20 protein-coding genes are annotated in these 18,824 nt (G+C 54.5%); 1 reads left to right on the forward strand and 19 read right to left on the reverse strand.

Annotated features, from left to right (window positions below):
- Positions 1-136 precede the first annotated feature (136 nt).
- Complete coding sequence (locus MHI24_RS08080) at positions 137-1,111, reverse strand: glycosyltransferase (protein WP_340025129.1); 975 nt, start codon at positions 1,109-1,111, stop codon at positions 137-139.
- A 111-nt stretch (positions 1,112-1,222) separates the two neighbouring features.
- Here MHI24_RS08080 and MHI24_RS08085 point away from each other — a divergent pair, with 111 nt between their 5' ends.
- Positions 1,223-1,660 (forward strand): hypothetical protein, encoded by a 438-nt coding sequence (locus MHI24_RS08085; protein ID WP_340025130.1) that lies wholly within the window; start codon positions 1,223-1,225, stop codon positions 1,658-1,660.
- A 101-nt stretch (positions 1,661-1,761) separates the two neighbouring features.
- Here MHI24_RS08085 and MHI24_RS08090 read toward each other — a convergent pair whose 3' ends face one another.
- The 18 genes from MHI24_RS08090 to murD form a co-directional block, all read right to left on the reverse strand.
- Positions 1,762-2,247: a DivIVA domain-containing protein gene (locus MHI24_RS08090; RefSeq protein WP_238654659.1), complete on the reverse strand. Its 486-nt coding sequence runs from the start codon at positions 2,245-2,247 to the stop codon at positions 1,762-1,764.
- A gap of 162 nt (positions 2,248-2,409) precedes the next feature.
- Positions 2,410-3,192: a YlmH/Sll1252 family protein gene (locus MHI24_RS08095; protein WP_340025131.1), complete on the reverse strand. Its 783-nt coding sequence runs from the start codon at positions 3,190-3,192 to the stop codon at positions 2,410-2,412.
- A gap of 4 nt (positions 3,193-3,196) precedes the next feature.
- Positions 3,197-3,415, reverse strand: coding sequence for a YggT family protein (locus tag MHI24_RS08100; RefSeq protein ID WP_340026633.1), 219 nt, complete (start codon positions 3,413-3,415; stop codon positions 3,197-3,199).
- A gap of 58 nt (positions 3,416-3,473) precedes the next feature.
- A complete protein-coding gene (gene sepF, locus MHI24_RS08105; RefSeq protein WP_340025133.1) occupies positions 3,474-3,917 on the reverse strand; it encodes a cell division protein SepF in 444 nt (147 codons plus the stop codon).
- Positions 3,917-4,612 (reverse strand): YggS family pyridoxal phosphate-dependent enzyme, encoded by a 696-nt coding sequence (locus tag MHI24_RS08110; protein ID WP_340025134.1) that lies wholly within the window; start codon positions 4,610-4,612, stop codon positions 3,917-3,919. Before MHI24_RS08110 ends, sepF begins: the two co-directional genes overlap by 1 nt.
- Positions 4,613-4,614: 2 nt before the next feature.
- Positions 4,615-5,472, reverse strand: a complete 858-nt coding sequence (pgeF, locus tag MHI24_RS08115; protein WP_340025135.1) for a peptidoglycan editing factor PgeF — start codon at positions 5,470-5,472, stop codon at positions 4,615-4,617.
- A gap of 186 nt (positions 5,473-5,658) precedes the next feature.
- The gene (locus tag MHI24_RS08120; protein WP_340025136.1) at positions 5,659-6,003 is read right to left on the reverse strand and encodes a YlmC/YmxH family sporulation protein; all 345 of its coding nucleotides are present in this window, start codon (positions 6,001-6,003) and stop codon (positions 5,659-5,661) included.
- Between the two features lie 166 nt (positions 6,004-6,169).
- Positions 6,170-6,952, reverse strand: coding sequence for an RNA polymerase sporulation sigma factor SigG (sigG, locus tag MHI24_RS08125; protein ID WP_036690188.1), 783 nt, complete (start codon positions 6,950-6,952; stop codon positions 6,170-6,172).
- A gap of 80 nt (positions 6,953-7,032) precedes the next feature.
- Positions 7,033-7,755, reverse strand: a complete 723-nt coding sequence (gene sigE, locus MHI24_RS08130; RefSeq protein WP_036690190.1) for an RNA polymerase sporulation sigma factor SigE — start codon at positions 7,753-7,755, stop codon at positions 7,033-7,035.
- 8 nt (positions 7,756-7,763) lie between these two features.
- On the reverse strand, positions 7,764-8,729 hold the full coding sequence (gene spoIIGA, locus MHI24_RS08135) for a sigma-E processing peptidase SpoIIGA (RefSeq protein WP_340025137.1): 966 nt from the start codon (positions 8,727-8,729) through the stop codon (positions 7,764-7,766).
- Positions 8,730-9,030: 301 nt separating this feature from the next.
- On the reverse strand, positions 9,031-9,903 hold the full coding sequence (locus MHI24_RS08140) for an Rpn family recombination-promoting nuclease/putative transposase (RefSeq protein WP_340025138.1): 873 nt from the start codon (positions 9,901-9,903) through the stop codon (positions 9,031-9,033).
- A gap of 131 nt (positions 9,904-10,034) precedes the next feature.
- Complete coding sequence (gene ftsZ, locus MHI24_RS08145) at positions 10,035-11,159, reverse strand: cell division protein FtsZ (protein ID WP_340025139.1); 1,125 nt, start codon at positions 11,157-11,159, stop codon at positions 10,035-10,037.
- A 64-nt stretch (positions 11,160-11,223) separates the two neighbouring features.
- Positions 11,224-12,486, reverse strand: a complete 1,263-nt coding sequence (ftsA, locus tag MHI24_RS08150) for a cell division protein FtsA (protein ID WP_340025140.1) — start codon at positions 12,484-12,486, stop codon at positions 11,224-11,226.
- A 350-nt stretch (positions 12,487-12,836) separates the two neighbouring features.
- A complete protein-coding gene (locus MHI24_RS08155) occupies positions 12,837-13,601 on the reverse strand; it encodes an FtsQ-type POTRA domain-containing protein (protein ID WP_340025141.1) in 765 nt (254 codons plus the stop codon).
- 66 nt (positions 13,602-13,667) lie between these two features.
- On the reverse strand, positions 13,668-14,951 hold the full coding sequence (gene murA / locus MHI24_RS08160; protein WP_340025142.1) for a UDP-N-acetylglucosamine 1-carboxyvinyltransferase: 1,284 nt from the start codon (positions 14,949-14,951) through the stop codon (positions 13,668-13,670).
- Between the two features lie 180 nt (positions 14,952-15,131).
- A complete protein-coding gene (murG, locus tag MHI24_RS08165; RefSeq protein WP_340025144.1) occupies positions 15,132-16,247 on the reverse strand; it encodes an undecaprenyldiphospho-muramoylpentapeptide beta-N-acetylglucosaminyltransferase in 1,116 nt (371 codons plus the stop codon).
- Between the two features lie 5 nt (positions 16,248-16,252).
- Positions 16,253-17,350 carry a stage V sporulation protein E gene (spoVE, locus tag MHI24_RS08170; RefSeq protein WP_340025145.1) on the reverse strand — a complete coding sequence of 366 codons (1,098 nt, stop codon included), beginning with the start codon at positions 17,348-17,350 and terminating at the stop codon, positions 16,253-16,255.
- Between the two features lie 49 nt (positions 17,351-17,399).
- Entirely contained in the window at positions 17,400-18,821 is a 1,422-nt protein-coding gene (gene murD / locus MHI24_RS08175; protein WP_340025146.1) for a UDP-N-acetylmuramoyl-L-alanine--D-glutamate ligase, read from the reverse strand.
- Between the last annotated feature and the right edge of the window lie 3 nt (positions 18,822-18,824).

An 18,824-nucleotide genomic window follows, 5' to 3' on the forward strand; every position in this document is an offset into this window, starting at 1 on the left:
TGCTATCATATGTCTCCTTGCTCGAAACGTTATAGGTTAGTAAACTAACTTTTCAAATGAAGGACAGAATGACACAGCAAAAAACGCCAGGCAGGATCAGCTGTCAGGCGTTTGGCCAGTCCGGGAAATCCGTCTATTAAACTTGAATAATTCCTAGCAGCTGCTGAATCCGGTGTTCAAAAGTATGTGCCGCGAGCACCCGCCTTCTGGCCGCATCGGCAATGTGCCTGCGCTCCTGGTCATGGGCCATATAATAATGGAGCTTCTGTAGGAAATCATATTTATCCAGGTACGGGATGATCTCTTGTCCTGCCGCAAACTGCCCGCTCAGCCCGGGCTTATCATCTGTAAGCTGGAACGCTGCACAAGCGGCTGCGTCAAAGGTGCGGTTGTTGATGCTTTTGGCGGCTACTCCCATGCGGTTGCGGTTGTATCTCTCATCAGCAAGGCGGTGGATATTCAGTACAATCTTCGCCCCGTTGTAATAACCCGCTGCCGTCTCCGGTTTGACCCAGGCGTTGACCAGCCCGACTCTCCCGCTTGCGCTCAGATTCCATTGCTGGACATAACGGCTCCATCCCCGGCCTACGAGTTGAATACGATAATCTGTAGCTGCCAGCAGGAAGTCTATCATCTCAATCCGGTTGCTGTAAGGCACGCCTACCAGACATAGTTCACTTTCAAACTCTGCAGAGACGGGCGAGGGACAAAAGAGGGCGGGATCGGTGCCCAGCGGCAGATGATAGACACGGGGATGGCCAAGCGCCTTGTACTGCTCCAGTGCTGCCTCATCGATCGTGAAGATGTAATCGACATAAGCGGCTGCCGGCACGGTCCAATCCATATAATAAGGGTCCTCCGTCATCCACACCGCCGATTTAATGCCTGATTGCCTGATGCATTCCAGCACAGGCTCCTGAACCTTCAGACCGGCCATGAGCAGAATCAGATCCGGCTGCCGGAATTGCTGCTTAAGCTTGAAGACATTCAGCATACTGCCGGCCTGGAACGCTGCACAATGATGTCCCGCCTTCTGCAGGGCCCCAGCAATCCGCCGTTCAAAAAAGGAATACACGCCTTGGAAACCTGAAGATATCAATAGAATATTCATAGTTTCACCACCATAAGTTCCGGTATTTTTCCAAGTCATAGGATGTTGTCTCTGACATAATATTCAATCAAATCATAGGATGGAACCATGACATCATAGGGAGGTGAAAAAATGCCATATACCTTGGTTGAATTCGCCAGGAGTGTCGATACCAATTTATCATTTGGACCTACCATTCCAATCGACGGGACCCCACGCCTGATTCTAGAATTCGGTATGCCTGTTCCTTCTCCAACCAATTTCGTAGAGCTCACTACAACGGTTGGCTGGTTGGTTACGAACGTCTTTGCTACACCGCCCGTTCAGCCCACGCTCCTGCTTGAATTGCGTCTGGATGGAATCCTCGTAGGCAGTGCTGAACAATCCGCCATCCCGGCGGATGGAGATGAGACGGTTCGAATGACGACCATGTTCCAGACCATCCTTACCGATCTTCCTGAAGGCTATTATGCGTTTCAAGTCTTTGCCTCCAACCTGGAGGACCTCCAAGGCGAAATCAATCTGAGTGGCCCTACCCACGTTACAGGCAAAGTCATCGTCCCCGTCTAGCGTACACACCAAAAAAACTCCTTGGCCGAGGTCTTGACCGACCTTCAGCTAAGGAGTTTTTGGTGAATCATGTGTAAGCTATCCGTCATCTATGCTCAAACTCAAAGCAGGTTCTCCGTGACCTCGCGGCTCTCCAGCGCATTCCAGTCATCCTGGGACAGCAGTTCCAGCTGAGCCTCCAGCAGTGTCCGGAAGCGGGTACGGTAGATGGAAGCCTGCTTGCGCAGCTCCTCTGTCTCGATCGCTATTCTACGTGATTTGGACAGCGCTTCATTGATAATCCGGTCAGCATTCTTCTCGGCTTCCTTCAGAATCAGCTGTGATTCCTTCTTGGAGTTGTTCTTCACATCATCGGCAGCCTCCTGGGCCACCAGAATAGTCTTGGACAGGCTCTCTTCAATATTCACGAAATGATCCAGGCGTTCCTGAAGGGATAACAGCTGGTTCTGCAGTTCCTTGTTCTCACGGATTACACTCTCGTAATCCTTAATCACCTGATCCAAAAATTCGTTGACCTCATCTTCATCATAACCGCGGATTCTCCGGGAGAATTCCTTGTTATGTATATCGAGCGGTGTTAATGGCATGTGGTGCACCTCCTAGAAATTTCGGACATCAATGGTCCCTGAGCGATGGTTCTGTCCTGAAGACAATAGATGAACGGCGTTATCGGCGCCGGCGCCGCTGCATGATCAGCATCCCTTGAGACTATGAATTTCGACAAGGACGGCTGTAATCCTGCAAAGGCTTCAGACAAATTTGCCTGTTAAAATCCGGTAACGGCCTTTCTTCGTCAATCCGCTGACCTCCAGCAGCTTGAACCGTCCAAATCCCTGGATCGACACCATATCCCCTGCCTTAAGCGGAGCCGAGGGGTCCTCCTCCACCTTCCAGTTCACCCGCACCCGTCCGGCCTTGATCGGAACAAGAATCTTGCTCCGGCTCAGCCGGGTCATATCCGCAGCAATTCCGTCCAGCCTCAGCGAGGCCACGGTGAATTCCATTGTCTCCAGCTTCACCTCACGGCACCGCAGCGCAGAGACCGGCAGGATCTCCGTGCTGACGTTCACCCGGTGCACACCGGTCAGGTGAATAGCGAGATACTCCGCAATATCGGCAGCCACCACCACATGGCAGCCGTCCTCCAGCACATGAATGTCGCCAATCTTACCTCTTGAGATGCCAAGACCAAGGATCGCACCCATATAATCCCCGTGCTCCAGTGAGAGAAATTTCTGCTCGCCCGAGGTGATGGCCAGCACCCGCAGCCCCATATCCTCATCTGTGAGGTCACGGTAATCCGGAGCCACCATGGCCCGCTTCCGCTCGGCATCCGAAGAACCGCCCTCCCACCGTACAATGACATCGGGATGGCGGTTCACCAGGCTCTGCAGAATATAGCCCTGCCGGGGGTCCAGAAATTCAGTCAGCTTCGTCTCATGGTATTCTCCGGCATTCGTAACCCATTCCCAGGCCTTGTCCACAAACTGCCGCTCGTCCGGGTGGAAATGCCCGTAAATTTCATTCTTCATCGGATTAGCCGAAGGCCATGGCTACAAGGGAATTTAGCCCGACTACAGCAAAGCGCAATGCGACAATGGCAATGATCGGGGAAATGTCAATGGTCCCAAAGAGCGGCGGAATAATCTTCCGGAACGGTGCAAGGAACGGCTCCACGAGCTTGCCCAGCAGTTCGCCGATAAAGTTCTCCCGCAGATTAGGCAGCCAGGACATGAGAATATACACTAGAATCATGTAGTAGTAGATTGTGAATAGGATGTTGATAATTGAAGATATTTCGTTCAAAGCCTGATCACCTCATTTTGTTGTAATCTTGTTCGTCGCTCAGGATCTCTGTAATGGAGCCTTGAATCTCTACAGTGTCCGGGGTGCACATAAATATATTGCCCCCAATTTTGGATATTCCTCCACCAAGCGCATAGACTGTTCCGCTCAGAAAATCGATAATCCGCATCGCCTGGTCATTGCGCACCCGCTGCAGGTTGATAACAACAGTACGGTGGGAACGCAGGTGGTCGGCAATCTCCTGGGCCTCGTCATACGAACGCGGCTCATAGAGCACTACCTTAACATTCTTCTGGGAATGGATGCTGACGACGTTGCTCCGCTGATTTTTGCGCGTTTCTACAGGGGCGGGCTCGTATTCATCCTCATCCCGGGATATCTGCTCCCGTTCCACAATCTCCTCTTCCTCCTGCAAGCCCAAGAAACTCATAAACCGGTTCATCACGCCCATCAATCTCCCTCCTCGTGACCTACTAATACCGTTCCCAGACGCACCCGGGTGGCCCCTTCCTGAATTGCCACTTCAAAGTCGTTCGACATGCCCATCGACAGCTCCCGGATCGGCTCCGGGGTCAGGCCCAGCTGATTGAGGCGGTCCCGGAGCAGGCGCAGTCCGCGGAATACCGGGCGGGTCGCCTCAGGGTCTTCCTCGTGAGGGGCCATGGTCATCAGTCCGATGACCTTCACGCGGCTCAGCGGGGCAATCTCCCGCAGGAACTCTTCCACCGCTTCCGGCGCCAGGCCAAACTTCGTGTCCTCTCCGGAAATATTCACCTGCAGAAATACCTTCACATCCAGCCCGGCGGCATCCGCCTTCTTGTGCAGCTCCCGGGCCAGCGATAACCGGTCCAGGGAGTGGATATATTGAAATTTACCGATAACGTCCTTGACCTTGTTGGTTTGCAGATGCCCGATGAAATGCCAGGTTCCTCGGTCGCCGAGCGCTTTCCATTTGGGCTCGGCATCCTGCCAGCGGCTTTCAGCGATCTCGGTCAGTCCGGCTTCCAGACATGCGGCAACCGTATTCAGCGATACGTACTTCGTAACCGCAATCACCTTGACTTCACTTACATCCCGGCCGCTGGCTGCACAGGCTTGTGCAACACGTTCCAAGACAATGGCTTTTCTCTCCTGTAGTGAGGCCAAATTCAACTCTCCTTTATTCCAATCCAGCTCGTCATTCTTCCGGTAACCCCATTCTCCTTCCGGTAGGAGAAGAACTGATCACTGTTACAGCTTGTACACCAAGTTGTACATTCGATATGAATCGGCAATATTCCTGCTTTTATCATAATGCGTTGGTTCATTTCTTTCAAGTTCAGCATATATTTGCTGCTGTCCTTCGCCGAGCGGCTATATAATTCCTGCGCCCCTGCCTCCGTGCCCGGCAGCTTCAGCTCTGTCTCCATCCGGCGGACATGATCCATTACGTAATCGTCCACCTCGTAACAGCATTCACCAATAGAAGGTCCTATTGCTGCTCTTATCTCCTCCGGACGGGTTCCATAGACCTGTTCCATCTTCTGCACCATCGCTGCCGCTATCCCGGCTACGGTCCCTTTCCAGCCCGCATGGGCCAGACCAACCGCCTGATGCACCGGATCATAGAAGAACAGCGGAACACAGTCGGCATAAAAGGAGGTCAGCAGCACTCCCGGCACACTGGTCAGCAGCCCGTCTGTCGCCTGAAAGGCGGAAGTGCGGTCCAGACTGCCTCTGCCGCGGTCCTGCTCTGTAATTACCGCTATATCTATACCGTGGGTCTGCTCCCCGCAGGTCCAGTCCTCCAGCCGGAAGCCAAGGCTTGCAGCCAGCAGCCTCCGGTTACTGAGCACATCCTCCGGATCATCGCCGACATGGAAGGCGCAATTGAAGCTGTCATACGGCTGTTTCCCTGTGCCGCCTGTTCTGCCCGTAAACCCGGCTGTTATCTGACCGTACGGCTCCCGCCACGGCTCCAGGTGCAGCAGCGCAGGTACGGATTCACTTTTCATAAACGGTTCCATTTCTTCACCTCCGTCTAAGTGTAACATAAACTCTACCCCACAAACTCTTCCCCACAAAGTGAAGTAACGCTTCGGAGTGAATTCAAGTACTTTGCGGGGGCCCCGAAAACATTCCATAAAATGAAGCAGCACGCCGGTGTCTCAAACAAGTACTTAACCATTTAAGCAGAAAAAAGACGCACCCGGTCAATAAGTGCGCCGTTCACTGCGGTCCGGACGTTCGAGATACATCAGCTCCCGCTCCTCCTGTCCTTGAGCGCTGCGGGGCTCCTCCAGCTTCACAAGCACAACATCTGCTCCGATCTTGACGATGTTCCGCCACGGGATGACGAGATCAGTACCGCCGCCGAACAGGCCCATGAACCTTGTGTAGCCCGGCACGATCACGGCATCAATCACTCCCCTGCGCAGATCGAGCTCCAGATCACTGATCTGGCCAAGCCGCTTGCCGTCCACAATATTGATAACATCCTTGGTCTGGAAATCGGAGATTTTCATTTTTCTCCCCGTTCCCGCCGCCTCTTCATTCATCCTGCCACCCCTGTACATTCAGACCTATAGCTCAGTATATGTCCCCAAGGCTTGGCCGCATGACTCTATTTCCACGGTGACAGAGCGCTTCCTTACATACAAAAGGATATCCCGGACAGCCGCTGCTGCCGCCCTCCGGAATATCCTGGTCATCTGCTGTGTGGGTTTAGGACTTCACATGCTTCTGCATCTGCTGAATCGCCGACTTCTCCAGCCGTGAGACCTGGGCCTGGGAGATGCCAATCTCGTCAGCGACCTCCATCTGCGTCTTGCCTTCGAAGAACCGCATCGATAGAATGCGCTTCTCGCGCTGTCCCAGCCGCTGCATCGCCTCCCGGAGGGCAATCTCTTCAATCCAGGAGACATCCTTGTTCTTGTCGTCGCTGATCTGGTCCATCACATAGATCGGGTCCCCGCCGTCATGATAGATCGGCTCGAACAGGGATACCGGGTCCTGGATCGCATCAAGGGCGAAGACCACATCCTCTTTCGGAACGCCAAGCGCCTCGGAAATCTCAAAGATCGTCGGTTCGCGCGAATTCTGGTTTGTCAGACTGTCCCTTACCTGCAGCGCCTTATAGGCAATGTCCCGGAGGGACCGCGATACCCGGATCGGATTGTTATCCCGCAGGTAGCGGCGGATCTCCCCGATGATCATCGGGACCGCATAGGTGGAGAACTTGACATTCTGCGATAAGTCAAAATTATCGATGGCTTTCATGAGTCCGATGCAGCCTACCTGAAACAGATCATCCACGAACTCTCCACGATTGTTGAACCTTTGAATGACGCTCAGCACCAGCCTAAGGTTGCCGTTAACCAATTTCTCTCTGGCGGATCGCTCGCCCTGCTGCTGCAGCGAAGTGAACAATGCCCGCATCTCCACGTTCGTGAGAACCGGCAGCTTGGCGGTGTCCACACCGCAAATCTCGACTTTATTTCGGGTCATGATGATTAACCTCCCAAGGAGAAACATTACTGTACATTATCTCCCCGGCAGGCCATTTTATTCCTCAGCTTTCCCCTCACCTACACCATCTTGTTGAACTCCTTACGCAGCCGCTTGATAATTCTTTTTTCCAGACGCGAAATATAGGATTGGGAGATGCCGAGCAAATCGGCTACATCCTTTTGCGTTTTTTCTTCCCCGCCGCGCAGGCCGAATCTCAGCTCCATGATGAGCCGTTCCCTTTCGCTGAGCTTCTCCAGCGCCTTCTGCAGCAGCTTGCGGTCGACCTGCTCCTCGATGTTGCGGTAGATGGTGTCGTTCTCCGTGCCCAGTACATCCGAGAGCAGCAGCTCATTGCCGTCCCAGTCAATATTCAGCGGTTCATCAAAGGAAACCTCGCTCCTGGTCTTGCTGTTGCGCCGCAGGTACATCAGGATTTCGTTCTCGATGCAGCGTGAAGCGTAAGTGGCGAGTTTGATTTTTTTCTCGGGATCAAAGGTGTTGACCGCCTTAATGAGTCCGATGGCGCCAATCGACACCAGGTCCTCGATGTTGATGCCGGTGTTCTCGAATTTCCGGGCGATATAGACCACCAGCCGCAGATTGCGCTCAATCAGCATGGCCCGGACGGCCGCATCGCCGCTGGAGAGCCGCTGGAGCAGGAATTCCTCTTCCTCCCGCGTCAGCGGGGGCGGCAGCGCCTCACTCCCGCCGATATAATAGATTTCCTGGCTCTTAAGTCCCAGCAGAAACAGCATCCGGTAATACTGCAGTTGCAGCACAAGCTTGAATTTGACCATTATTGTTCCTCCTATATGTTACTTACCTCAACCTTCTCAGCCGCCGCTTCTGCAGCGCTCTCCCTCCGGGTCAGATCAGGATGAATGACTGCCCGGTACGCGCCGTCTCCCGCCAATGTTCCGCCGTCCAGCCCGATAAGCACTCTGGTATGGCAGAAGGTGTCACCGCCAAGCCTGATGCTCACGCTATCCGGCTTCAGCGCGAGCATGAAGGAGGCTGCGCGGTTCACCCCCCTGTACGGCACCAGCCGTATTCTGTCCTGCCAGGCGAATGACTGCCCGTCCGTCTCCAGAACAAGTGCATCTGCAGCTGTCTGGGTCAGTCTCCCTTTCCAGGAGGCCGGCAGGTGGTTCTCCCACAGGGAAGCCTCCATCACCATGACCGGCATCCTCGTCAGCGGATCGCTCAGCCGGTTGCCGGTGTCCAGCAGTCCCGGGCAGGTAACGCTCACGCCGTCAATCTCCACGGTGACTTCACCAATGTAGGTATCCAGCTGTTCTCTGTGCCTGCGGGAAGCAACCATCCGCCGGAAGAGCAGCAGCACCAGGGGGAGCAGGGCAAGCACGAACCAGAAGCCGATCTTCAGGCGGTGAGCTTGGCCTCCCGAAGAGGTAAAGATCATGCCGTTCCAGATGTCGCCGGAGCTTTGCAGCAAGTAATGAGCGCCTATGATCCCTCCCGCTGCCGCAAAATTAATCATATAGAATGCCCCGAATGCACGGAGATAGCTTTGCAGACTTCTGAAGCCGAAGGCTATCCACAGCATCAATACCGACAACCCGAACTTAATAAGAAAGGTGTACATAAAGGAAAGCTCTGGTACAAACATCATGACAACATAGAGCGCACCCGTCAGTGCGGACAGAGCCAGGCGCCACCAGGCCACCTTTTGCTTGACCAGCCAGCTTGTCAGCCATAGCAGGACTCCGTCGATTAGCAGATTGGCGGCAAAGATCAAATCAATATACACTACCAATGCGTTCACCTGCCTGCAAGCGAAAGCTCTGTCCGGAGGCCGGGGTGCAGGCTCTCTTTTTAGACGATAAGATTAGTATAGAAACTCCTGCATTCAAAGTCTGTCTAAACATGGGAGGCGTTCCTGCGGTTTTTTTGTCGGTTTATGGGCTGATGGAGGATGCTTACATAGAAAATAACCCCACAAAGTGGAGCTTTAGCGTAGGTGATGACTCAGGTACTTTGCGGGGACCCCAAAACATATAAATTCACCTACAAAAAAAGCCAGCCCGGAAAGGCTGACTTCAACTTGGAAAAGGTTGTCATGTCATAGATTTCAATTCTTCTTCGGTTAGCCCGGTCGCCTGCTGGACAGACGCAATATCCAATCCCATACTCAATAGATTCCGGGCGATCTCCCGCTTAGCTTCAAGCTGGCCTTCAGCTTTTCCTTTATCTTTTCCCTCTGCCAATCCTTTGGCGAACCCTTCCCGCTGCGCACCGTCCCGCTGAGATGCTTCATCGAGCAGGAATTTCTGGCGGTCCTCATACTTCCGGCGGGCTTCCGAATCCTGACTCAGAAATTCAAGGGTCTCCATGGCTTTCCTCAACGCCGGCTCGTTCATCTGCAACACCTCCCAATCTGAGTAGTGAACCCCCTTCAAAAACAGCAGCCAGTTAACCAGACCGCCCTCGCCGGGAATAACCGGCTGGTTCAGCTTGGGCAGCTCCAGGAAATGGATCTCAATATCGTCTGTGAGCGGCGCTCCGGTCACGTCCTCCCGCAAATGAAATACACTGTGCGTATGTTCATTGGGCAATACCTTGTAATTCAGGATATTGATTGTCACGCATTTCTTGAGATCAGCATATTTGCCGCTGACCTGAAGCTGGCCGGCATAGCGCTTACTCCAGTAATATAATGTGCGTTTCTCTATATCATATTTGTTGAACAGCTGCATTTCAATATTGATCAGCTTGCCGCCGGCAGTCTTCGCCCAGATATCAAATATCGCCTGCTTATCCAGCGGGTCATCCTTGTCCGTATACGGGTTAAGCAACTCTACCTCTTCAAGCGGCGGATCGCCGGCATCCATGAAGATCCGGTTCAGAAAAGCCAGCAGCACATCCTTATTGCTCTCGCTGGCAAAAATCCGCTTAAACACAAAATCCACCCGGGGGTCCAGCAATTCCATGTCATCGTCTCCCGTTATCGTTATTATACTGCCTGAAAACACAAAAAAACACCATACCCCGCAGATTATACGATCTGCAGGATACGGTGCTTCCGTATACCATAAGTATAAGTCTAAATTATCAATACCGTCTAATCGTTGTTGCCGCGTGTGCGGTTACGCAGGAAGGTCGGAATATCCAGCTGATCAGAGCTTGTCTGGTTGCCGAATGGACGAAGGTTGGTGTTATTCTTGTCGGCAGCTGGTTCACTGCTGTTGCTGCTGTTGCCGGCCGCCGGACGGCGTACAGGCGCTACAGCAGGCTTGTGCTCGAAGCCGGTAGCAATAACGGTAACCTTGATCTCATCCTTCATGCTCTCTTCAATAATGGCCCCGAAGATCATGTTGACTTCAGGATCTGAAGCCGCAGTAACAATCTCAGCCGCTTCATTGACCTCATACAGGGAGAGATTGGAGCCGCCGGTAATATTCATAATGACACCGCGGGCCCCTTCAATCGAGGTCTCAAGCAGCGGGCTCATGATCGCTTTGCGGGCCGCTTCAGAGGCACGGTTCTCGCCGGTGGCAATCCCGATGCCCATCAGCGCAGAGCCGCGCTCCGTCATGATCGTCTTGACATCGGCGAAGTCAAGGTTAATCAGGCCGGGAACCTGAATCAGGTCAGAGATGCCTTGTACCGCCTGGCGGAGTACGTTGTCCGCTTCACGGAAGGCCTCCAGCATCGGAGTTTTCTTATCCACGATTTCAAGCAGCCGGTCATTCGGAATGACAATCAGCGTATCAACCTTTTCCTTCAGCGCTTCGATTCCGAGCTCTGCCTGGTTGGCACGTTTTCTGCCTTCAAAGGTGAACGGACGGGTAACTACCCCTACGGTCAGCGCCCCGCACTCTCTGGCGATCTCGGCGATAACAGGCGCTGCGCCTGTACCGGTGCCGCCGCCCATTCCTGCGGTTACGAAGACCATATCCGCACCCTTAAGCGTATTTGAGATCAGATCGCGGGATTCCTCTGCCGCCTTCTTGCCTACCTCAGGATTGGCGCCTGCACCAAGTCCGCGGGTCAGTTTATCCCCGATTTGTAATTTATGCTCCGATTTGGCCATGTGCAGCGCTTGGGCGTCTGTATTCACTGTGATGAACTCCACACCCTGAACGCCATTTTCGATCATCCGGTTCACAGCGTTGCTTCCGCCGCCGCCTACGCCGATGACCTTTATTTGCGCCAAGCTCTCCATTTCAAAATCAAATTCCAACATATTGTTTCCATCTCCCCCTCGAGTAGTGCTTGGATGGCCAGTCCAAGTATATCTGGACCTACGCTTATATGAACTCGCTGAACATATTCTTCAGACGTTCCACCAGGCCAGGCTTCTTGGAAGTATCCTGTACCGGTGCTGCGCTCTGCTTGTTGCGGTTAACGTTCTTCTTGTTCGCGCTTGGTCCGCTGCTGCGTCCGCGGTAGCTGCGGACAACATGATGAAGAATGCCTACACCACCCGTGAAACCGGGGTCGCGGACTCCAATATAATCAGGCACGGCTATACGTACAGAGGCTGCAAGCTCCATCTGGGCGACCTTCAGTACACCCGGCATGGAGACTGTACCACCCGTAAGTATATACCCCCCCGGAAGCTCATTGTAACCTAGCCGTTTGACTTCCTGGCGGATCAGCTGGAAGATCTCCTGGACCCTCGGTTCAATAATTGCCGCCAGATCCTCCTGGTTGAATTCCTTCTCGACATTGCTGCCGATACGCAGAACCTTGAAGACCACGTCAGATGCGGCATCGTCAATCCAGGCACAGCCGTATTTCAGCTTGACCTTCTCGGCCTGATCCGTAAGCGTACGGAGTCCGTATGCAATATCATTGGTAACAAATTCTCCGCCGATCGGAATCGTGGAGGTCGCACTAAGGGAACCTTCCTCATATACAGCTATCGTTGCTTGTCCGGCACCAATATCGACCAGAACAGCCCCCATCGATTTCTCATCTTTGGAGAGCGCTAATCCGCCGGCCCCGAGAGACATAAGAACAAGATCTTTAACCTTCAGACCTGATTTCTCCACACAGCGCAGCAGATTATGTATGGGTGTCTTGGCACCGGTAATGATCGTGGCTTCCACTTCAAGACGAACCCCGATCATTCCGCGCGGGTCCTGAATGCCTTCAAGTCCGTCTACGATATACTGCTTGGCGACAACATCGATTACCTCGCGCTCCGGCGGCAGGGCAATGACCTCTGCAGCCTTGATGACACGGTCGATATCATCCTCGCCGATCTCTCGGTCCTCATTCTGGACGGCAACTACACCATGGCTGGATTGCAGGCCGATATGATTGCCGGATATCCCGACATACACCTCGGATATTTGAATGCCGACCATCTGCTCCGCATGTTCCACAGCGCTTCTGATCGACTGCACAGTCTGATCGATGTCTACAATCGCACCCTTGCGTATTCCATCCGAATCTGCAGATCCGACGCCAATAATATTAAAGGTCCCACTAGTAACTTCCCCAATGATTGCCCGAACTTTGGATGTACCGATGTCCAAACTAACAATGATGTCATTGTTGCTCAAGCCCTATGGCACCTCCTGTTATAATCATAATAAGTTGTGATAATAAATAGATATTAAGCATGAGTTACTCCCGGTCCCGGGAAACATCTTCTGTACATATTCAACGTCCCTAATCCTTTCCCTCTTTTTTCAACAAATTTTTTGAGTGGAAGTATATGACAAGCTTTTCACATGCAGATCCATGCCTTCAATCGGAAGCAGCAAGGCCTGGAGCTCCGTACGAAGAAATCAGGAGAAACAAGCGTTCTATCAGGGTTTCATCCCAAAAAATCCGCAGAAAAAAGAGGGAGATTGCTTCATGCCCGTAAAACTGATTGTAGCATTTTTTCCGCTCTATTAGTAGGGACTATTTACTCTTGTGTGTCCTCTTCATCCCCCGTATTTACGGTCTCTTTGTGAAACGGGACATAGGAATCCGCCTCCAGCATCCGGATAAGTCCCGGCTCCTCCGTCTCGATGACCTGGTTCAAATAGCCTACCTTATCCTTAAGCAGGGAGATCGCCGTAATCACCTCAAACCGCGAACGGGTGTACAGCTTGATCCGGTCCGGAAAAGACGGCGTGGGAGACGGTACAATCTCCGAGATATCACTGGTCAGCTCATTCGGTATCCCGGCCAGCGCCTGACACAGCTTAGCCTTATAAGGATCATCGGCCTTCCAGTTGGTCAGGATCGGCTTCTCAACGGCGATTCCGGTATCGGTCACGGAGACGGCCGCCCCACTGGACAGAATAGCCTCCAGTACACCGGCCTGATACAGTTCATAGGCCACCGCCGGATACTCCTTAATGCTGATCGTAACCACGCCCGGGAATTTCTTCGCGACCTCCGCCTCCTGGACGGTATCAAGTTCCTTTACCGCCTGCTCCACAGTATCTGAAGAGACCGCGAAGAACTGTCCGCCAATCCTCAGACCGCTTGCGGCCAGCAGTTTCTCCCGGACTGTATATTTATCTCCTTCAACATTAATAGCTGTAATCTTGCTGATAGACGAACGGAAGAAGATAACAGCCAGCAGCGCCACAAACAGCAGCAGCAGGATTATAATCATTCTACGGTTTCTTCTTTTGCTAGGCTTGTCCTCTTTCAAAAGAGGGATTCGCGTTTTTGGCATTCTCATATCTCCGTAATAAGGCCCTGTCTCCTTCCTTCGCGGCTCAGCCGAAGGAGACAGGGAGCTTTAATTGGCCAAATCAAGCGGGTCCGGTACCGGCACTTTGCGGCTGATGTTTGCACCCAGCTTCTGGAACAGAATCTCAATGCCGTCATATCCCCGGTCGATATGATGCGCCTGCTCCACAATGGTCGTTCCGTGAGCGGCAAGCCCGGCGATGACGAGGGCGGCTCCTGCACGCAGGTCAGTGGCTTCTACCGTAGCGCCGTACAGCCGCTTCACCCCGCGTATGAACGCCCGGTTCAGATCAATGGAGATATCGGCACCCATCCGGGCCATCTCTTCCACATGCTTGAAGCGTCCTTCAAATACGGTCTCTTTGATGACACTGAATCCGTCCGCCAGGGACAATAGAACCATAACCTGTGACTGCAGATCTGTAGGAAATGACGGATAAGGGGAAGTTACAATTCTCTCTACCGCACGGGGACGTCCCATACAACTGATATTAATTATATCATTGAGCACTGTAATTTGAACACCGGCACGCCTCAGGATGTGGATCAGGGAGGTCAAGTGCCCCGCATTGGTGTGGGTCAGCGTCACATTGCCCCGCGTGGCGGCAGCTGCGATCATCACCGTCCCGGCAACGATGCGGTCAGGTATCACCTCATAGCTGCAGGCATGAAGCTTCCGGACACCCTGGATGGTGATCGTGTCCGTGCCGGCCCCTATAATCTGCGCGCCCATAGCGTTAAGGAAGTTCTGCAGATCCTGGATTTCCGGTTCCCTGGCCGCCCCCGAGATCGTGGTGGTCCCCTCAGCCATAGCCGCAGCCATCATGATGTTCTCTGTCGCGCCTACACTGGGATAATCCAGATGGATATCACAGCCTGTCAATCTGGCAGCCCGGCAGCATATCATGCTGCCCGCCTCCTCAATCTCTGCCCCCAGCAGCTTCAGCCCCTGCAGGTGAAGATCGATTTTGCGTTCCCCGATAGCGCAGCCCCCCGGCTGATAGATCGTCACTTCCCCGAATCTGGACAGCAGCGGCCCCATAAGAAAAATGGAGGATCTCATCTGCCGCATCAGGTCCTCCGGAACATGCGAGGTCAGGAGCACGGAGGTGTCAACCGTCACCGTCTCCTCTTCATGGACTGTCTTGCAGCCCAGCCGGCCCAGAATATCCAGCATCGTCTCGATGTCCAGCAGCTTTGGCACATTATGCAGTGAGTGAACTCCTTCGGCCAGCAGGCTAGCAGCCAGAATGGGCAGCGCCGCATTTTTTGCTCCATGGATACGTATGGTGCCTGACAGGGGATTTCCACCCTCAATCACCAATTTGTCCAATGTATCACCTCCGAGATTACCGCTCACCCACCACGGCACTTCCTGCCCCCTATCCCGGATACGGGCGGGAAGAGCTCCGCTTCCCGTCCCCCGGCACCGGAAGTGCTCTGGGTGATTGTCACGATTATAGGATCATCCTATGTTCGGGGGAGCGTGAGTGTGACAATGTAAGCCCGGAATCTAACGCTTGCGCCCGGCGGCCAGTCTGCGGAGCTCGCCTACGACCAGCGAAGCGGAATCTCTTTTGCCGAGGCGTCTGGAGGCCTCTGACATGCGGCTGCGGACCTCATCTGACCCGATGATGCTCTGGACCGCCGCGAACAGCGCCTCGCCGCTGAGATCCTGCTCCAGCAGCACCACAGCCGCCCCTTCGCGCTCCAGCGCCCGGGCATTCGCTTCCTGATGATTATTGGTTACATTGGGAGACGGAATAAGTACGGAGGGAATGCCAAGCGCGGTAATCTCGGCCAGAAAAGAGGCGCCTGCCCGGTTCACGATCAGCGAAGTGCAGGCCAGCACCTCAGGCATATTATGAACATAAGGGAGGACATGCAGCCAGTTGGGCAAGCCGCCCAGCTTCTCGCGCACCGCCTTGCGTGTTTCCTCAAAATAAGCCTCTCCGGTAACATATACATAATGGACACCATTACCCTTACCCACAAATGGAGCCATTTCAATCATCGCACGGTTAATTGCCTTCGCACCGCCGCTTCCCCCCACAACCAGCACCACCGTGCTGTCTTCAGGTATACCGAGGGAGGCGAAGCCTCTCTGCGGGTTAGCCTTCATGACCGAGGTGGCCCGGGGATTGCCTGTATAGATTACATTGCCTGCGCCGGGAAAAGCCGGTTCCGTGCCTTCAAAGCTCACCGCAACCGTGTCGGCATAACGGCTGAGGAACCGGTTGGTCAGCCCGGGAATCGCATTCTGTTCGTGAATCAGCGTCGGGATACCAAGCTTGGAGGCCGCGTATACGACAGGTCCGCATACATACCCGCCGGTGCCGACCACCACATCGGGCTTGAACTCGCGCAGCATCGCCTTGGAGGCCTTGACCCCCTTCAGAAAACGCATGACCGTCTTCACATTATCAAAGGACAGCTTGCGGCGGAAGCCTGTAATATCAATCGCCTGAAACGGCAGCTTCTCCTGGGGAACCAGCTTGCTCTCCAGACCGCGCTTGCCGCCAATATATAAGAAGACCGAATCGTCATCTTCGGATTCCAGTTGTCTGGCCACAGCTACAGCGGGATAGATGTGTCCTCCCGTGCCGCCGCCGCTAAGTACTACACGCATGTCTTTCACCTCGCATAACGGGATAGATTAAGCAGAATGCCAAGGGCTGTGAGCATCAGGGTCAGCGATGACCCCCCGTAGCTGATCAGCGGCAGTGTAATTCCGGTAACCGGCATCAGGCCGATCACCACACCGATGTTGATGACCACCTGAACCGCCACCATACAGACGATGCCTACCGCAAGATAGCTTCCGAACCGGTCCGGCAGGCTCATGGCCACCTTCATCCCGCGCCAGATCAGCACCAGGAACAGCAGCAGCACGGCCAGCCCCCCGATAAACCCAAGCTCCTCGGCTAATATTGAGAAAATAAAGTCAGTCTGCGGCTCCGGCACATAGCTGTATTTCTGCCTGCTCATCCCCAGTCCCAGTCCGCCAAGGCCGCCGGGGCCAATCGCGTACAGCGATTGAATGATCTGGTAGCCGGCGCCAAGCGGATCGGACCAGGGATCAAGAAATGCCGTGATCCGCTGCAGACGGTAAGGCGCAGCGGCAATAAGCCCGGCGAAGCCGGCCACACCTATAGCGCCGAGCGAGAGCAGATGCTTCATCCGCGCTCCCGCCGTGAAGACCATCATCAGGGCCGCTCCGAACATGACCGTGCCCGTGCCGAGATCCGGCTGGAGCATAATCAGCGCGAAGGCTGAGCCGATCAGCGCAAGCGGCGGAAGCAGCCCGCGGAAGAAGCCGGAGATATCATATTCCTCCGTCCCGAGCCATTTCGCGAGGAAGAGAATCATCCCCATCTTCATGAACTCGGAGGGCTGGATGCCGAAGGAGCTGATCCCCAGCCAGCTGCGCGCACCGCCGCGCACGACGCCGATGCCGGGAATCAGCACCAGCACCAGCAGGATGAAGCAGGCAATCAGCACCGGCTTGGCGAACCTCTTCAGCACCAGATAATCGGTATTGGCTGTAATGAACATTGCGATGAGGCCGAGGCCTGCGAACAACAGCTGCCTTTTGACAAAATAAAACGAATCGCCATAATTGCGGAAGCCCAGAACAGACCCGGCGCTGTATACCATTACCATACCGATGGCCAATAAAGCCAGTATAGCAAGCAGCAGCCAGATGTCGGGCGCATGTCGGGATTTGTTCATCAGGAGCACACCTCTTGCATCCGTAGTAGGGGCTTATCCACCCCCCTACTTAAAGGTTATGCACCGCCTCTTTAAAAATACGCCCGCGCTCTTCATAGGAGCTAAACATATCCCAGCTCGCACAGGCCGGCGACAGGAGAACCACATCCCCCGCTTCCGCCAGGGCTGCGGCCTCCCGCACAGCCTCCTGCAGCACGGCGGCGGCGCTATCCCCATTATCGACGGAGATCACCGTCTTTACTCCTGCCATTCCCGCCACAGCGGCCAGCTTGTCCCGGGTCTGGCCAAGCGCCACCAGCGCCTTGACATTTCCGCTGAGGACAGGCAGCAGCTCCATATAATCGGAGCCGCGGTCCAGTCCGCCGGCAATGAGAATAACCGGCTGGCGGAAAGAGCCGAGCGCCATCGCCGTCGCTTTGGAATTGGTAGCTTTGGAGTTGTTATAGTAGGCTGCCCCCTCCTTATCTGCCACGTATTCGAGCCGGTGCTCCACACCGCGGAAGGAGGCCAGTACACCGCCCAGCACCGCCGGATCAGCCCCGGCGGCAATGGCGATACCGCAGGCCGCCAGCGCATTCCCCACATTGAAGCGGCCGGGCAGGCCGATGGAATCCACAGCGGCAATCTCGGTCTCCGTCTCCGTGTAATCCCGGTAGATGATTATCCGCTCCTGTTCATCCTCGCTCCCCGGCACGAAGGATGGCCGGACGAAGATGCCCTGAACCAGCTCCTCGGTCATCGAGAAGGGCAGAATCCCGGCCTTGAGATAGGGTACCAGCCCGCGGCAGACCGGATCATCCCAGTTCAGCACAGCGGTATCCTCCGGTCCCTGATTGGCGAACAGCTTGGATTTCGAGGCTACATAGTCCTCCATGCCCCCATGGTAGTCCAGGTGGGTCTCCGCCACATTCAGCAAGGCAGCGATCTTGGGCCGGAAGTCCACCGTCCCCTTCAGCTGGAAGCTGCTTAGCTCGACCACCATCCAGTTGTCCGCGTCAGCCTCCTGTGCCGCCTGAGAGAGCGGTGTTCCTATATTACCGGCCACAATGGGGCGCATCCCCGCTGCCTCCAGCATCTGGCCCACCCAGGTCGTTGTAGTCGTCTTGCCGTTGGAGCCGGTGATGCCGATCATCGGGGCCGCGCAGAGATGGTAGGCTACCTCCACCTCAGTCACTACCTCGATGCCCAGTTCAAGCGCCTGCTGTACCGGTGGAGCCGTATAGGGGATGCCGGGGTTTTTGACCAGAAGCTGTACACCCTCATGGATCAGGCTCTCCGGATGCCCGCCGCATATAACAGAAATTCCCAAAGATTCCAGTTCGGAAGCTTCGGGACTCTGATCTCTTTCTTTTCTATCATTGACCGTCACAACAGCACCGCGCTCATGCAGCACCTTGGCCACCTGGACGCCGCTTTTGGCGAGCCCCAGGACGACCACTTCTTGATCACGGTACAGATCAGGATGTTTCATTCG

The organism is Paenibacillus sp. FSL K6-1096 (assembly GCF_037977055.1).
Taxonomy (GTDB): domain Bacteria; phylum Bacillota; class Bacilli; order Paenibacillales; family Paenibacillaceae; genus Paenibacillus_AQ.

Coding starts and splice junctions, on each gene's coding strand:
- sigG (WP_036690188.1), bottom strand. CDS start 6,952: ATGACCCGAAATAAAGTCGAGATTTGCGGTGTGGACACCGCCAAGCTG.
- MHI24_RS08095 (WP_340025131.1), bottom strand. CDS start 3,192: ATGAAGAATGAAATTTACGGGCATTTCCACCCGGACGAGCGGCAGTTT.
- ftsZ (WP_340025139.1), bottom strand. CDS start 11,159: ATGTTGGAATTTGATTTTGAAATGGAGAGCTTGGCGCAAATAAAGGTC.
- spoVE (WP_340025145.1), bottom strand. CDS start 17,350: ATGAACAAATCCCGACATGCGCCCGACATCTGGCTGCTGCTTGCTATA.
- MHI24_RS08080 (WP_340025129.1), bottom strand. CDS start 1,111: ATGAATATTCTATTGATATCTTCAGGTTTCCAAGGCGTGTATTCCTTT.
- MHI24_RS08155 (WP_340025141.1), bottom strand. CDS start 13,601: ATGCCAAAAACGCGAATCCCTCTTTTGAAAGAGGACAAGCCTAGCAAA.
- sepF (WP_340025133.1), bottom strand. CDS start 3,917: ATGGGCGTGATGAACCGGTTTATGAGTTTCTTGGGCTTGCAGGAGGAA.
- murD (WP_340025146.1), bottom strand. CDS start 18,821: ATGAAACATCCTGATCTGTACCGTGATCAAGAAGTGGTCGTCCTGGGG.
- MHI24_RS08140 (WP_340025138.1), bottom strand. CDS start 9,903: ATGGAATTGCTGGACCCCCGGGTGGATTTTGTGTTTAAGCGGATTTTT.
- MHI24_RS08120 (WP_340025136.1), bottom strand. CDS start 6,003: ATGAATGAAGAGGCGGCGGGAACGGGGAGAAAAATGAAAATCTCCGAT.
- MHI24_RS08090 (WP_238654659.1), bottom strand. CDS start 2,247: ATGCCATTAACACCGCTCGATATACATAACAAGGAATTCTCCCGGAGA.
- MHI24_RS08100 (WP_340026633.1), bottom strand. CDS start 3,415: ATGATTCTAGTGTATATTCTCATGTCCTGGCTGCCTAATCTGCGGGAG.
- pgeF (WP_340025135.1), bottom strand. CDS start 5,472: ATGGAACCGTTTATGAAAAGTGAATCCGTACCTGCGCTGCTGCACCTG.
- MHI24_RS08085 (WP_340025130.1), top strand. CDS start 1,223: ATGCCATATACCTTGGTTGAATTCGCCAGGAGTGTCGATACCAATTTA.
- murG (WP_340025144.1), bottom strand. CDS start 16,247: ATGCGTGTAGTACTTAGCGGCGGCGGCACGGGAGGACACATCTATCCC.